At 69.5% G+C, this 14222-nt stretch carries 12 protein-coding genes and 2 pseudogenes; 6 read left to right on the forward strand and 8 right to left on the reverse strand.

Annotation, left to right across the window (positions count from 1 at the left end):
* The first annotated feature begins 104 nt into the window (after nt 1-104).
* Nucleotides 105-1142, forward strand: a complete 1038-nt coding sequence (locus tag DIE17_RS33580) for an AraC family transcriptional regulator (protein WP_124523604.1) — start codon at nt 105-107, stop codon at nt 1140-1142.
* A gap of 85 nt (nt 1143-1227) precedes the next feature.
* Here DIE17_RS33580 and DIE17_RS33585 read toward each other — a convergent pair whose 3' ends face one another.
* From DIE17_RS33585 to cysD, 6 genes and pseudogenes are all read right to left on the reverse strand, one after another.
* Entirely contained in the window at nt 1228-2277 is a 1050-nt protein-coding gene (locus tag DIE17_RS33585; protein WP_124523603.1) for a beta-propeller fold lactonase family protein, read from the reverse strand.
* Nucleotides 2264-2457 (reverse strand): annotated as a pseudogene (locus tag DIE17_RS38170) (MFS transporter); the annotation flags it as partial. The gene DIE17_RS33585 and the pseudogene DIE17_RS38170, both read right to left, overlap by 14 nt.
* Entirely contained in the window at nt 2436-2573 is a 138-nt protein-coding gene (locus tag DIE17_RS37650) for a hypothetical protein (RefSeq protein ID WP_185500437.1), read from the reverse strand. The pseudogene DIE17_RS38170 and the gene DIE17_RS37650, both read right to left, overlap by 22 nt.
* Before the next feature lie 276 nt (nt 2574-2849).
* Nucleotides 2850-4037: a helix-turn-helix transcriptional regulator gene (locus DIE17_RS33595; RefSeq protein ID WP_044847637.1), complete on the reverse strand. Its 1188-nt coding sequence runs from the start codon at nt 4035-4037 to the stop codon at nt 2850-2852.
* 134 nt (nt 4038-4171) lie between these two features.
* Entirely contained in the window at nt 4172-6085 is a 1914-nt protein-coding gene (gene cysN / locus DIE17_RS33600; RefSeq protein WP_124523602.1) for a sulfate adenylyltransferase subunit CysN, read from the reverse strand.
* Nucleotides 6085-7005, reverse strand: a pseudogene (gene cysD, locus DIE17_RS33605) (sulfate adenylyltransferase subunit CysD); the annotation flags it as partial. The gene cysN and the pseudogene cysD, both read right to left, overlap by 1 nt.
* Nucleotides 7006-7194: 189 nt before the next feature.
* Between cysD and DIE17_RS33610 the strand changes: the two are divergent.
* From DIE17_RS33610 to DIE17_RS33625, 4 genes are read left to right on the forward strand one after another with little or no spacing between them, the layout of a single operon-like run.
* On the forward strand, nt 7195-8304 hold the full coding sequence (locus DIE17_RS33610; protein ID WP_044847640.1) for a DUF1214 domain-containing protein: 1110 nt from the start codon (nt 7195-7197) through the stop codon (nt 8302-8304).
* Complete coding sequence (locus DIE17_RS33615) at nt 8301-9494, forward strand: sulfotransferase family protein (protein ID WP_124523600.1); 1194 nt, start codon at nt 8301-8303, stop codon at nt 9492-9494. The genes DIE17_RS33610 and DIE17_RS33615 overlap by 4 nt, the downstream gene beginning before the upstream one ends.
* A gap of 40 nt (nt 9495-9534) precedes the next feature.
* Complete coding sequence (locus tag DIE17_RS33620; protein WP_124523598.1) at nt 9535-10326, forward strand: SDR family oxidoreductase; 792 nt, start codon at nt 9535-9537, stop codon at nt 10324-10326.
* A 17-nt stretch (nt 10327-10343) separates the two neighbouring features.
* Entirely contained in the window at nt 10344-11330 is a 987-nt protein-coding gene (locus tag DIE17_RS33625) for an acetyltransferase (protein WP_124523596.1), read from the forward strand.
* A 69-nt stretch (nt 11331-11399) separates the two neighbouring features.
* On the opposite strand, the gene DIE17_RS33630 is transcribed toward DIE17_RS33625, so the two are convergent.
* Both DIE17_RS33630 and DIE17_RS33635 read right to left on the reverse strand, forming a co-directional pair.
* On the reverse strand, nt 11400-11852 hold the full coding sequence (locus DIE17_RS33630) for a nuclear transport factor 2 family protein (RefSeq protein ID WP_124523594.1): 453 nt from the start codon (nt 11850-11852) through the stop codon (nt 11400-11402).
* Between the two features lie 13 nt (nt 11853-11865).
* Entirely contained in the window at nt 11866-12345 is a 480-nt protein-coding gene (locus DIE17_RS33635) for an SRPBCC domain-containing protein (RefSeq protein WP_124489544.1), read from the reverse strand.
* Nucleotides 12346-12715: 370 nt separating this feature from the next.
* On the opposite strand from DIE17_RS33635, the gene DIE17_RS33640 reads away from it, so the two are divergent.
* Nucleotides 12716-14200 (forward strand): deoxyribodipyrimidine photo-lyase, encoded by a 1485-nt coding sequence (locus DIE17_RS33640; protein WP_124523592.1) that lies wholly within the window; start codon nt 12716-12718, stop codon nt 14198-14200.
* The last annotated feature ends 22 nt before the right edge of the window (nt 14201-14222 follow it).

Here is a 14222-nt window from a genome sequence, read left to right on the forward strand (position 1 = left end):
GTGCGCGGGCGTGCGATGCCGCATCGGGCGGCTAGAATGCCGCTGCGGTGTCATTGCGGGCCAGCAGCGCTACAATCCGCCGAAACCGCTCCGGAGTCCGCCGCATGGCCCTGTCCGCCCCGGATGCCGCGCGCCAGCTGAACAAGGCGACGGTATCGTCCGCGTATGCGCTGTTCATGCTGATGCTCGCCGAGGAGCGCGGCATCGATGGCGGCCGGATTCTCGCCGGCTCGGGCGTCGAGCGCGAGCGGCTCGCGCAGCCCGACGCGCGCATCACGCCGCTGCAGCAGGCGGCGATCGTGTTCAACCTGCTCGAGGCGACGGGCGATCCGTCGATCGCGATCGAGATCGGCCTGCGCAGCAGCCTCACGAAATCCGGGCTGATCGGCTTCGGGCTGATGAGTTGCGCAACGCTCGGCGAGGCGATCGCGCTCGGCATCCGCTACCTGCCGACGCGCGTGCCGTTCTTTTCGGTACGGCTCGCTGAGCTCGACGGGATAGTCGACATCGACGTGCTCGAGGCGTTTCCGCTCGGCCGGTTGCGCCAGTTCGCGGTGGAGAACTTCCTGGTCGAGACGGCGATCCTGTTCAACTCGCTGCTCGATCCCGCGCCGGGGCGCACGCTGCAGTCGCGCGCCGAGCTGCATTTCGAATGGCCCGAACCGCCGTGGTTCGAGCGCTATCGCGCGCGGCTGCCGCGCTGTCATTTCGACGCGAGCGCGAACCGCATCCGCTGCGACGCCGCGCTGCTCGACGAGCCGATCGGCACCGCGAACGCGCAGACCGCGCAGATGATCGTCCAGCAATGCGAGGCCGAACTCGCGCGGCTCGGCTATGCGGAAAGCATCGTCGAGCGCGTGCGCAACCTGCTGATCTGCGGCGACACCGGATATCCGTCGGTGGACGAGGTCGCGCGCGAACTGCATGTGTCGGCGCGCACGCTCAAACGCAAGCTCGCGGAATTCGGTGCGACCTATTCGGCGCTGCTCGACGAGATCCGGCTGCGCGATGCGCTCCGGTTGCTCGAGGGCACGCGCCTGCCGGTCGACGAGATCGCGGCGCGGATCGGCTATACCGACCGCGCGAATTTCACGCGTGCGTTCAAGCGCTGGACCGGCGTCGCGCCGAGCGAGCGGCGCTGACTGCGCGCCGGGCGGCGCGGGCCGGTGCCGGTCGTGCGCCCGGCGTCGATGAAGCGATCATGGGATCCATCGGTCGATGGACCCGTCAGACGATCGCCACCCAATTCGCCCCGCGGCCGCCCGGCACGCGGGCGTGCAACGCCAGCGTGCCGTCGTCCGGCGCGATCGCGTACACCGACACGTATTCCGACTGCTCGCCGCACGCGACGAGCCAGCGTCCCGACGGATCGATCGCGAAGCCGCGCGGCTGCGTTTCGGTGGCCGTCGCGTGTATGGGTTCGAAGGCGCCGTCCGCATCGCGGCGATAGCAGAGCAACTGGCTCGACGTGCGTTCGCTCACATACGCGAAGCGCTCGTCGGGCGTCAGGTGGAGATCGGCAGCCCACACGGCGGCCCCGGTCGGCGCGGGCGGGCGCGCATGGCCTTGCGCGAGGCCGGCGACGGCCGGGTGGCGCGCGCTGACCCGTGCGTCGCCGAGGCGGCCGCTGTCGGCGTCGCGCGCGAAGGTCGCGAGCGTGGCCTGGAATTCGCCGACCGCGACCAGCATCCGGCCGTCGCGCGCGAAGCGCAGGTGGCGCGGCCCGAAGCCGCCCGGCACGCGCGTTTCGCCGTGCTCGACCGCACGCAGGCCGCCGGCATCCTCGATCAGCGCGAACGTGAAGATCCGGTCCGAGCCGAGCGAGCTCACGTACGCGAAGCGGTTGTCCGGCGACACGACGACCGCATGTGCGTTCGCGATGCCGTGCGCGACCTGCAGCGCTGCGCCGTCGCCGTCGCGCACGCGCGCGGCGTCGTAGAGGCTCAACGAATGGCCGCCGTACGACGCGCCGAGCAGCCAGCGGCCGCTGCGGTCGAGCGACAGGTAGGCGAGGCTCGCGTCGATCGCGGTCGCGCCGATGCGGGCGAGCGCGCCGGTGGCTGCGGCGACGCGGAATGCGACGATCGTCGGCTGCTCGCCGCGCGTCGCGACGTACAGCCGCGCGCGATCGGGTTGCACGGCGACCGGCATCGCGACGTCGCCGGCCGGGTAGCGGGCGAGCGGCGCGAGCGTGCCGTCGGACGTGAGCGAGAACGTGGCGAGGTCGCCGTCGACGGCATTCGGGACGACGACGGTCAGGCGGTCAGTGTTCGGCATGGCGGAGCATTGCGGTGTGCGTGAAGGACTCGCCGGTCGGCAGGCCGCGCGGCGGATCGCTGCGCGGCGCGTGCGCGCGAACGGCGCGGCGACCGTGGCGACTAGGAACGCGATCGCGAGCGCATCCCGGCCGCCCGCGATCGAACCCGTATGTTGCTTCAGATAGCCGAAGGCCGTCGGCAGCGGTCGATATCGTCCGCGATGAACATGATCGACACGAGCGGCAGCACGTGCCATTTCACTTTCGAGGTGGCGGATGCGAGCGGGGCGCGGCCGGGCAGGGCGGGCGAGGTCAAGGGAGTCTCCGGGCGGGCGGCGAACGGGGCAGCGGCCCGCGTTCGCGTCGGGTGGGGATCTAAGTAGTATGTTGTCGTATGACATGGTACGCTTGAGATCCTGATATGACGTCACGGGTTTACCCGGAGCGTATTCAAAAATCGGGAAATGTCGGGACGTTGTCGCCGTGCGCGATCACGTCTGATGACGGATGACGTGGGTTGGCAGGCATGCCGCTCGGTGCTGCTCTGCGGCGGACTTCGCTCCGGCAACCTGCCGGCCTCGTACGCGGCCCGCTATGCCATCGACACGACGCTGTTCAGCAGCATCTTCACGAGCACGGCCTGCCGCGTCGCGCCCGTCTTCGCGAAGATTCCGCGCAGATGCGCACGGGCGGTGTTCTTCGTGATGCCGGTCGCGGCGGCCGCTTCGTCGAGCGTCAGGCCGTCGACGAGCAGCAGCGCGATCTCGGTTTCCATCGGCGTGAGGCGGAACAGCCGGTGCAGCATGTCGCGCGAGGTCTGCGGCGACGACGCCGGATCGCGGACGAACACCGCGACGGCCGGCCGGTGCTGGCGGTCCTCCGCGCCGTGAAAGGGCGCGAGCGGGCGCAGCAGCACGTTCAACGGCATCGCGCCGCCGGGGCGCGACAGCGTGGTGGCCTCGATGCGGCCGAGCGCACCCGCGCGGAAATGCTCGAGCGCGGCCTGCAGCGCCTTCTGCAGCCGGCGCTCGTCGAGCGGGCACGATGCATGGAGCCGCTCCTGGCGCAGGCACAGGCCGTCCTGCTGCTCGAACAGCCGCTCGGCGATGCGGTTGTGCTTGATCACGCGACCGTCCTCGTCGAGGATCGCGGTGCCGACGTCGAGCCGGTCGACCGTGCCCGCGTACAGCGCGCGTTCGGCGTCGAGCACGTCGAGCGCCGCGTGCAGCTCGACCGCGCGCTGCAGGTGCGGCAGCAGCGTCGCGACCTGCGCGCGTTCGGCCGCGTCGAAGTCGCGCGCATGATGCGGGCGGCTCACGAAGAACGCGCACTCGACGCCGCGCTCGCCGCGCAGATTCGCGCCGAGGATGAAGCGCAGGTCGAGCGGCTGTAGGTATTGCCGGTAGAAATCGTGCGCGCACCAGCGCGTCGCGCCGAACAGCGTGTCGGCCGTGAACACCTGGCCGGGCGGGTGGTCGAGAAACGGGCACAGCGCGTAGAACTCTTCGCTGTACGATGGTTCGCCGGGCAGCAGCGGGCCGTGGGTCGATGCGTTGATGATGAGCCCGCGCCGCGTGCCGCGCGGGCTGCGCAGCACGAGCGTCGTGAAGCTCGCGTCGAGCCGCACGCGCATCGCTTCGAGAAAGCCCGCCCAAGGCGTCGTCTCGGACGGGCCCTGATAGACGAGCCCGAGCCACGCGCTGAGTTCGCGGGCCGTCCATGCCGCGTCGTCGAAGCTGTCGTGTGCGGCCGTGTCGCCGGGCGCCAGCGCGATCCGCATGCTCGTGTTCTCCTGGGTCGGGGTGAATGCTCCCGAGCCAGCATACCGACAGGCCAGCCGCCCGCGTCATCCGAACGGAGTAGACGACGCGGGCCGTGCCGGAGCGACGCAGCGTGCGCAGCCCCCGGCGCCGCTTACGCGGTGCGTTCGCGCAGCAGGTACGCGACGATGCGTTCCGCCGCGGCCTCCGGCGACTCGGCCACCGTATCGATGCGCAGTTCCGGCTGCGCCGGCGGCTCGTACGGCGAGTCGATTCCCGTGAAGTGCTTCAGTTCGCCCTTGCGCGCCTTCTTGTACAGCCCCTTCGGATCGCGTTCCTCGGCGACCGCGAGCGGCGTGTCGACGAACACTTCGACGAACTCGTCGGGACGAACCAGCGCGCGCGCCATGTCGCGTTCCGCGCGGAACGGCGAGATGAACGACACGAGCGTGATGAGCCCGGCATCGAGCATCAGCCGCGCGACTTCGGCCACGCGCCGGATGTTCTCCACGCGATCGGCCTCGGTGAAGCCGAGATCGCGGTTCAGGCCGTGCCGCACGTTGTCGCCGTCGAGCAGGTACGTGTGCTTGCCGAGCGCATGCAGGCGCCGCTCGACGAGGTTCGCGATCGTCGACTTGCCCGCGCCCGACAGCCCGGTCAGCCATACGATGCGCGGCGTCTGCGCCTTCTGCACCGCGCGCGCGTCGCGGTCGACATCGACGGCCTGCCAGTGCACGTTGTGCGCGCGGCGCAGCGCGAAGTGCAGCATCCCGGCGCCGACCGTGTCGTTGGTGAAGCGGTCGATCACGATGAAGCCGCCGGTGTGGCGATTCAGGTCGTACGGATCGAACGCGACGGGCCGGTCGAAGCTCAGGTTGCACACGCCGATCTCGTTCAGCGCGAGCGTGCGCGCGGCGAGATGCTCGCGCGTGTTCACGTCGATCTTGTACTTCGGCGTCGCGCAGGTCGCGCCGACCGTCTGCGTGCCGAGCTTCACGAGATACGGCCGGCCCGGCAGCAGCGGTTCGTCGTGCATCCACACGAGCGTCGCCTCGAACTGGTCGGCGACTTCCGGCGGCGCGTCGGCACGCGCGATCATGTCGCCGCGGCTCACGTCGATCTCGTCGGCGAGCGTGAGCGTCACCGCTTCGCCGGCGCGCGCGACATCGGCTTCGCCGGCCGGCGTGATCACCGACGCAACGCGGCTCTCCTTGCCGGACGGCAGCACGCGCACGCGTTCGCCGACGCGCACTTCGCCCGACGCGATGCTGCCGGCATAACCGCGGAAGTTCAGGTGCGGACGGTTGACCCATTGCACGGGCAGCCGGAACGGCTCGTCGCGCGTCACGCGCTCGACGAGCGGCAGCGTGTCGAGATGCCGCATCAGCGGGGGGCCCGCGTACCATGGCATCCGCTCGCTCGATGCGATCACGTTGTCGCCGCGCAGCGCGGACATCGGAATGCTGACGATTTCGTCGAGGCCGAGTTCGGCCGCGAACGCGCGGTAGTCGGCATCGATACGCTCGAACACGGCGCGGTCGTAGTCGACCAGGTCCATCTTGTTGATTGCGAGCACGACGCGCTTGATGCCGATCAGCGCGACGAGATGGCTGTGGCGGCGCGTTTGCGTGAGCACGCCCTTGCGCGCGTCGATCAGGATCACCGCGAGATCGGCGGTCGACGCGCCGGTGATCATGTTGCGCGTGTACTGCTCGTGGCCGGGCGTATCGGCGACGATGAACTTGCGTCGCGCGGTCGCGAAGAAGCGGTACGCGACGTCGATCGTGATGCCCTGTTCGCGCTCGGCCGACAGGCCGTCGACGAGCAGCGCGAAATCGAGTTCGCCGCCTTGCGTGCCGACCTTCTTCGAATCGGCTTCGAGCTGGGTCAACTGATCGTCGAACAGCAGGTTCGATTCGTAGAGCAGACGGCCGATCAGCGTGCTCTTGCCGTCGTCGACGCTGCCGCACGTGATGAAGCGCAGCAGGTCCTTCGGTTGCGCATCGTCGGAGTGCATGTCGGGCGTCGTGTGCGCAAGTGCCTCGGGGGCGGTGAGTACGTGTGCCATCAGAAATATCCCTCCTGTTTCTTCTTTTCCATCGAACCGGCCGAATCGCTGTCGATCAGTCGTCCCTGGCGCTCGGACGTGCGCGTGTCGCGCATTTCCTGCAGGATGTCGTCGAGCGAGCTCGCGTCGCTGTCGATCGCGCCCGTCAGCGGATAGCAGCCGAGCGTGCGAAAGCGCACCTTGCGCGTCTGCGGCACTTCGCCGTCGCGCAGCGGCAGGCGTTCGTCGTCGACCATGATCAGCGCGCCGTCGCGCTCGACCACCGGCCGCTCCTTCGCGTAGTAGAGCGGAACGATCGGAATGTCGTGCAGCCGGATGTATTGCCAGATGTCGAGCTCGGTCCAGTTGGAAATCGGGAACACGCGCAGGCTTTCGCCGCGGCGCTTGCGCGCGTTGTACAGCGACCAGAGTTCGGGACGCTGGCGCTTCGGATCCCAGCGGTGCTGCTCCGAGCGCAGCGACACGATGCGCTCCTTCGCGCGCGATTTCTCCTCGTCGCGGCGCGCGCCGCCGAACGCGGCGTCGAAACCGTAGTGGTCGAGCGCCTGCTTGAGTCCCTGCGTTTTCCACACGTCGGTGTGCACGGCCGAGCCGTGCGTGAACGGATTGATGTCGTTCGCGACGCCGTCGGGATTCACGTGCACGCGCAGGTCGAGGCCGAGGCGCGCGGCCGTCTCGTCGCGAAACGCGATCATCTCGCGGAACTTCCACGTCGTATCGACGTGCAGCAGCGGAAAGGGCGGCTTCGCCGGGTAGAAGGCCTTCATCGCGAGATGCAGCATGACCGAGCTGTCCTTGCCGATCGAATAGAGCATCACTGGGTTTTCGCTTTCCGCGACCACCTCGCGCATGATGTGGATGCTTTCGGCCTCCAGTCGCTCCAAGTGGGTCAACATCGTTCGTCTCCTTGTTGCATGCCGGCGCCGCGCGACATGTGCGGCGTTTCGTGCATGACGCCAACGGTATCGAGCGAGGGCGGTGCCGTTCTTCGTCCGGGTGGACTAACACGCGGCGCGGCGGGCAGCGGATCTTTCCTTAGTCCACCCGGACGAAGTGGCGCGCGAGGCGCTCGCTTAAGGTGAGCGCTCGACCATCGGCGGAGACGACACATGACGGACGACACACGCGCCACGCAATTGCTTTCGGGCCAGACCTGGGCCGATTTCTGCGACACCCTGAAACGCAGCGGCGAGCAGATCCTGCGCGCCGAGGCGCCGGACGATCCGCTCACGCGCGCGGAAGGATTCCGCTACCTGAGCCGGCTGATGCGCATCGCGCTCGAAATGCACGTCGAGTTCGCGGACGGCGCGTGGCCCGGCTTCTTCTCGCCGTCGCACGAGACCGCGAAGATCGGCGCCGACAATCCCGACAACCTGTACCAGTACGCGCGCCTCGACGGCCGCTGCGAATATCGTGTGACGGGGCGGCGCGGCACGGTCGCATACCTGAGCTTCGGCACGCAGAAGGGCGGTTACGAGACGGACGGCAAGATGCTGCAGACCGGGTTTCTCGACGCGAAGCAGCTCGAGCTCGCGCCGGACGGCAGCTTCGAGATCGTGCTGAGCGAAACGCCGCGCGCGGGCAACTGGGTGCGCATGGAGCCGGGTACGAACGCGCTGCTGGTGCGTCAGACTTTCCTCGACCGGCGCGCGGAGACGCCCGCGCAATTGAAGATCGAACGCATCGGCGCGCACGATCGCCCGGCGCCGCTCGATCCGCTCGTGCTGCAGGGCGGCCTCACGCGCGCCGCGCAGTTCGTCGAGCAGACGGCGAAGCTGTTCGCCGACTGGGCCGCGAGCTACGGCTCGCACGTAAACGCGCTGCCGCCTGCGGACCAGGCGCTGTGCCAGTCGGTCGGTGGCGATCCGAACATCTACTACTACCACTCGTGCTGGTCGCTCGCCGACGACGAGGCGCTGGTGATCGACGTCGACACCGTGCCCGACTGCGATTTCTGGAACGTGCAGCTCAACAATTACTGGATGGAGTCGCTCGACTATCGGCACTTCGACATCTGCGTGAACAAGCACAGCGCGCGGCTGAATGCGGATGGCGGCGTGACGGTGGTGGTCGCCGCGTCGCGGCCGGGTGGCGCGAACTGGCTCGATACGGCCGGGCATCGCACCGGCACGATCTGCTGGCGCTGGGTCGGCGCCGCGCAGCCGGTGCATCCGCGCACGCGCGTCGTCAAGCTCGCCGCGCTGAAGGAGGCCGCATGAACGCGCCGCTCGACCCGATCCGCACCCAGCTCGACGCCGACGCGCTGATCGCCGAGGCCGTGTCGCGCACGGGCGGCCTCACCGTGTTCGGCGACGGCCCGTATCGCGAGGCGCTCGACGTGATGTGCGCATCGCTGATCGACGAAGCGAAGCTGTCGGCGCGCGGTGTGGCGATGATGCGCGAGAAACTCGTCGGCCAGCTCGTGAACCGGCTCGTTATCGAGGATTACTTCGGCCGTCATCCGGAGATCGCCGACATCGAGATCGACGATCCGCTCGTGATCGTCGGGCTGCCGCGCACCGGCACGACGCTGCTGCAGCGGCTGCTCGCGGTCGATCCGCGCTTTTATTCGGCCGCGTGGTGGGAAACGCGCTATCCGGCGCCGCTCGCCGGGGAGACGCTCGACGCGCCGAGCGTGCGCATCGCGCGCGCGCAGGCCGAGGTCGCGACGATGATCGACTGCATTCCGCAGATCCTCGCGATCCATCCGCTCGACGCGATGCTTGCCGACGAGGAGTTCATGCTGATGGAGCATTCGTTCGTGTGCGCGATGGATTCGTACGCGAACGTGCCGGGCTATACGGCGTGGCTCGCGAAGCAGGACCTGACGCCGGTCTATACGCACCTGAAGCGGATGCTGCAGTTCCTGCAGTGGCAGAAGGCGCAACGCGGCGTCGCAGCGGCCGCGCGCTGGCTGCTGAAGACGCCGCAGCATCTGCATGCGCTCGACGTGCTGTGCCGCGTGTTTCCGCGGGCACAGGTCGTGCTCACGCATCGCGACCCGGCGCAGACGATTCCGTCGATGGCGAGCATGGCGCACACGCTGTGGCAGATGTATGCGGACGACCCTGATCCGCGCACGGTCGGCGCGCAGTGGAACGCCGGCATGGCGCGCGCGATCGGCGCGGCGATGACGGCGCGCGACGCGCTGCCGGCCGAGCGCTTTCTCGACGTGCGTTTCGAGGACACGGTGTCGGATCCGCTCGGCGTGGCCGAAGCCGTGTACCGCTTCGCGGGCATGTCGCTCGATGCGCCGCAGCGCGCGGCGATGACGGCCTGGATGGCGCGCAACGGCCGCGACAAGCGCGCCGCGCACGATTACTCGATCGCGCGCTTCGGCTTCACCGATGCGCAACTGGAGCACGACTTCGCCGCGTATCGCGCGCGGCACCTGCGGGCGGCCGGCTGACGGCGCGCCCGCGAGACGAACGACAACCAGGAGACAACCCATGTTGCTGAAGGACAAGATCGTCGTGATTTCAGGGATCGGACCGGGGCTCGGTGTGAAGCTCGCCGTCGAGGCGGCACGCGAGGGCGCGCGCGGCGTGGTCGTCGCGGCACGCACGATGGACAAGCTCGACGACGCGGAAGCACGGATCCGCGCACTCGGCGTCGCGTGCGACGTGCTGAAGGTGCGCACCGACATCGCGGAGCGCGCGCAGTGCCGGCGGCTCGCGACGCAGGCGGTCGAGCGCTTCGGCCGGATCGACGCGCTCGTGAACAGCGCGTTCGCGCACGGCACGTTCCCGGAGCCGGTCGAGGAAGCCGATCTCGACGGCTGGCGCGCGGTGTTCGACACCAACGTGTTCGGCACGATGACGCTCACGCAGGAAATCGTGCCGCACATGAAGCGGCAGAAGCGCGGCGCGATCGTGATGATCAACACGCAGGCGACCCGCAAGCCGTTTGCAGGGGAAGCGGGCTACGCTGTATCGAAGGGCGCGCTCGCGGTTGCGGCAAAATACCTGGCGCGCGAGCTTGGCGTGCACGGGATCCGCGCGAACAGCATCCACATGGGCTGGATGTGGGGCGTGCCGACGCAGACGTATTTCCGGCAGGCGGCCGCCGAGTACGGCACGACGGAGGAGGCGATCATCGCGCCGATCGCGTCGAACATCGCGCTCGCGAAGCTGCCGACCGATGACGACTGCGCGCGCGCCGCGCTGTTCCTCGCGTCGGATTACGCGAACGCGGTGACCGGCGCGACGCTCGACGCGAACGGCGGCGATTTCATGCCCTGAGAACGGAGCAACGGATCATGCAGGAACGACAACAGGAACAGGGGCGCCACTTCTTCGCGTTCAACGGCGACGCGGACGGCCTGTGCGCGCTGCAGCAGCTGCGGCTCGCGGAGGGCGAACGCGGCACGCTCGTGACCGGCGTGAAGCGCGACATCAGGCTGCTCGAGCGCATCGACGCGCGGGCCGGCGACCGCGTGACCGTGCTCGACGTGTCGCACGACCAGAACCGCGACGCATGCGCGCGGCTGCTGCGCGACGGCGCCGCGGTTCGCTACTTCGACCATCACTTCGCGGGCGAGCTGCCCGGCGATCCGCGTTTCGACGCGTATATCGACACGGCCGCCGACGTCTGCACGAGCGCGCTCGTGAACCGCCGTCTCGGCGGCCGGCATGTGCGCTGGGCGATCGTCGCGGCGTTCGGCGACGAACTGCCGGCGCTCGGCGACGCGCTCGCGCGCGCATACGGGATCGACGCAGCCGAACGCGGCACGCTGGCCGAACTCGGCCTCTACCTGAACTACAACGCCTACGGCGAATGCGTCGGCGACCTGCATTTCGATCCGGCGGTGCTGGCCGACGCGATGCTGCCATGCGTCGATCCGCTCGACTTCGTGCGCGACACGCCGGTGTTCGCCGCGTTGCGCGACGGCTATCGCGACGACATGGCGCTCGCGGGCGCACTCGCGCCGTTGCGCGACGTGCCGGGCGCGACGCTGATCAGGATGCCGGATCATCCGTGGGCGCGGCGCGCGACGGGGATGCTCGCGAACGAGCGGATGCGCAATGCGCCGCATGCGGCGCTCGCGGTGCTGTCGCCGCGCGCGCAGGGCGGGTTCGTGGTCAGCGTGCGCGTGCCGGACGGCCGGGCGCTCGGCGCGGACGAATTCTGCCGCGGCTTCCCGACCGGCGGCGGGCGCAAGCGCGCGGGCGGCATCAACCATCTGCCGGAAACCGAATTCGACGCGTTCGCCGCGCGCTTCGAAGCGGCGTTCCGTCTCGACTGACCCGAGGGCCTGCGACACGCGCGCCGTGCAACGATGCCACGGCGCGCGCATCGTGCGACGTGTCGCTGTTCAGCCGGTCGCGTTCGCAAGCACGGCCGGCACGTTGTGGCCGTAGCAGCGTTCCTCGACGCGCTCGGCGATGCGCCAGCCCTGCGCGGTGCGCACGAACCGGTCGACGTACCACAGCCCGAGAAACATCACCTGCGTGCCGCCGTCCGGCAGCGCGACTTCCATCGGATTGAAACAGATCGTGCGGCCGCGCGCGGTGTCGCCGTCGAGCGTGATCGACAGGTTGCCGACCATGTGCTGGTACTGCGGGAACTGCGGCAGCACGGTGCGCAGCCACGCCTTGACGTCCGGATACGTGCCGGCGATGCCGCCCATCGCGCGATAGTCGATCGTCGCGTCGCGCATGAACACGGTATCGAGCGCGTCGAAGTCGCGCGCATCGATCGCGCTCGAGTACGCGACGATCAGATCGCGGATGTCGTGATGATCGGAGAGGGTCTGCAGGTCGGGCATCGGTTGCGCTCCGTCATGCGCTTTTGCACCGGCGGGCCGCATGCAGCGCTTCCGCGCGCTGCTTCACGTCGCGCGCGCACTGGTCGAACCCCTGTTTCACCCAGCCGCCGTGCTCGCGCATGATCGTTTCCGCGTTGAGGCCGAGGAACTGGTCCGTCGTGAAGTAGCGGCAGCGTTCGGCGCCGTCGGCTTCGACGTACTGGTCGCGGCGCGCGGCGTCCTTGTTGTCGTCGGTCGGGCGCTGCTCCCACGACAGCAGGCGCTCGGGCTCGTATGCGACGAGGATTTCGTTGACGGGAATCACCGTCTCCGTGCCGGGAATGCGCACCTGCATGTGCACGAAGTCGCCGATCCGGCCGGTCGTCTCGAGGCCGACGCAGAACGTGTTCCATTCGCCGTAGCGCGGGAAGTCGGTCAGCACTTCCCAGACGACGGCAGCGGGGGCGTCGATCGCGACGGTGATCGAGGTGACGAGATTGGCTGGTTTGGTCATGGCGGGTATCGAATGTGAGTGAGGGAGCGGAGGGGGCCGCGGCTGCGCCCGCACGGGCGGGTACGCGCCGCGACAGCCGGAACGGGTCGCGCCGGCGCCGGCGGGCATGGCGGACGCGCCGCGCAATGCATGGGGCTGAGCGGCGGCCGGCGCGCGTCGCACATCGCGGCGAACCCCACATCGAGCGTAGGCCGGTGCGTGCGGCGAAGAATCGTCGGAACGGACTAAGGCGTTTCACCGGGCCGGCGATCCGGTGTCGGCGTCGGTACGCGACGCACGCGCGCGGTACGCCGTGCGGTTCGAACGTCGACATCGCGCGAACCTGCCGCGACAATACCGGTCACTCTTCAGTTTCCTGCTCGAGGTGCCCGTGCCAGCGAAGTCGACCATTGCTCCTGCCATCGTGTGGTTCCGCGACGATCTGCGCGTGACCGACCAGCCCGCGCTGACGCGCGCGGTTGCGTCGGGCCGGCCGCTCGTATGCGTGTACGTCGACGACACGGGCGAAGGCGCGGGGCGCGCGCTCGGTGGGGCGGCGCGCTGGTGGCTGCATGGGTCGCTCGCCGGACTCGATGCGGCGCTCGCGCGTCATGGCGGACGCCTGCTGCTGTTGCGCGGCGATGCGCCGCGCGAGATCGAACGCGTCGCGCAGGACACGGGCGCGGCAGCGGTGTACTGGAACCGCCGCTATGCGCAGCCGCAGCGCGATGCCGATGCGGCGTTGAAGGCGTCGCTGAAGGCGCGCGGCGTCGAGGTCGAGAGCAGCAACGGCAGCCTGCTGAACGAACCGTGGGACGTGCTGACGGGCGCCGGCACGCCGTTCCAGGTGTTCACCGCGTACTGGCGCGCGGTGCGGCGCGATCGCACGGTGGCGGCGCCGCTGCCGGAGCCTGAGCGGATCGCGTTTCATCCGTGGCCGGCCGGCGTGCGCGAACGCGCGCTGCCGCTCGACGCGCTCGGGTTGCGTCCGCACGCGCCGGACTGGGCGGGCGGCCTGCGCGACGCGTGGCCGGCACCCGACGAAGCCGGCGCACAGGCGCGGCTCGATACGTTTTCCGTCGAGTCGCTGACCGGCTATGCCGATACGCGCGACCGGCCCGACCGGTCGGCGACGAGCCGGCTATCGCCGTGCCTGCGCTTCGGCAACCTGTCGCCGCGACAGGTGTGGCATGCGGTGCAGGGTGCGGCACAGGCGGGCGGTGCGGCCTGCGCGGCCGGCGCCGAGAAGTTCCTGAGCGAACTCGGCTGGCGCGAATTCAGCCATGTGCTGCTGTATTACTTTCCGGCGCTCGCGACCGACAACTTCCGGGCGCAGTTCGACGCGATGCCGTGGCGCGACGATCCTGCCGCGCTGCGCGCGTGGCAGCGCGGGCTGACCGGTTACCCGCTCGTCGATGCGGGGATGCGCGAGCTGTGGACGACCGGCTGGATGCACAACCGCGTGCGGATGGTCGTCGCATCGTTTCTCGTCAAGCATCTGCTGATCGACTGGCGGGCCGGCGAGCGCTGGTTCCACGACACGCTCGTCGACGCGGATGCCGCGAACAACCCGGCGAACTGGCAATGGGTGGCCGGCTGCGGCGCCGACGCCGCGCCGTATTTCCGCATCTTCAATCCGGTGACGCAGGGCCGGAAGTTCGACCCGCAAGGGGCGTACGTGCGCCGCTGGGTGCCGGAACTCGCGGGCCTCGACGCGGTGACGATCCACGCGCCGTGGGAGGCATCCCCGATGGAGCTTGCGGAGGCCGGCGTGCGGCTCGACGTCGACTATCCGGCGCCGATCGTCGATCACGACGGCGCGCGCCGTCGCGCGCTCGATGCGCTGGCCTCGTTGCCGAAGCGTCGCCAGGCGTGACCGGCCGCGCTGCGCGCGGCAC

The sequence above is a fragment of the Burkholderia sp. Bp9099 genome, from assembly GCF_003857805.1.
GTDB lineage: Bacteria > Pseudomonadota > Gammaproteobacteria > Burkholderiales > Burkholderiaceae > Burkholderia.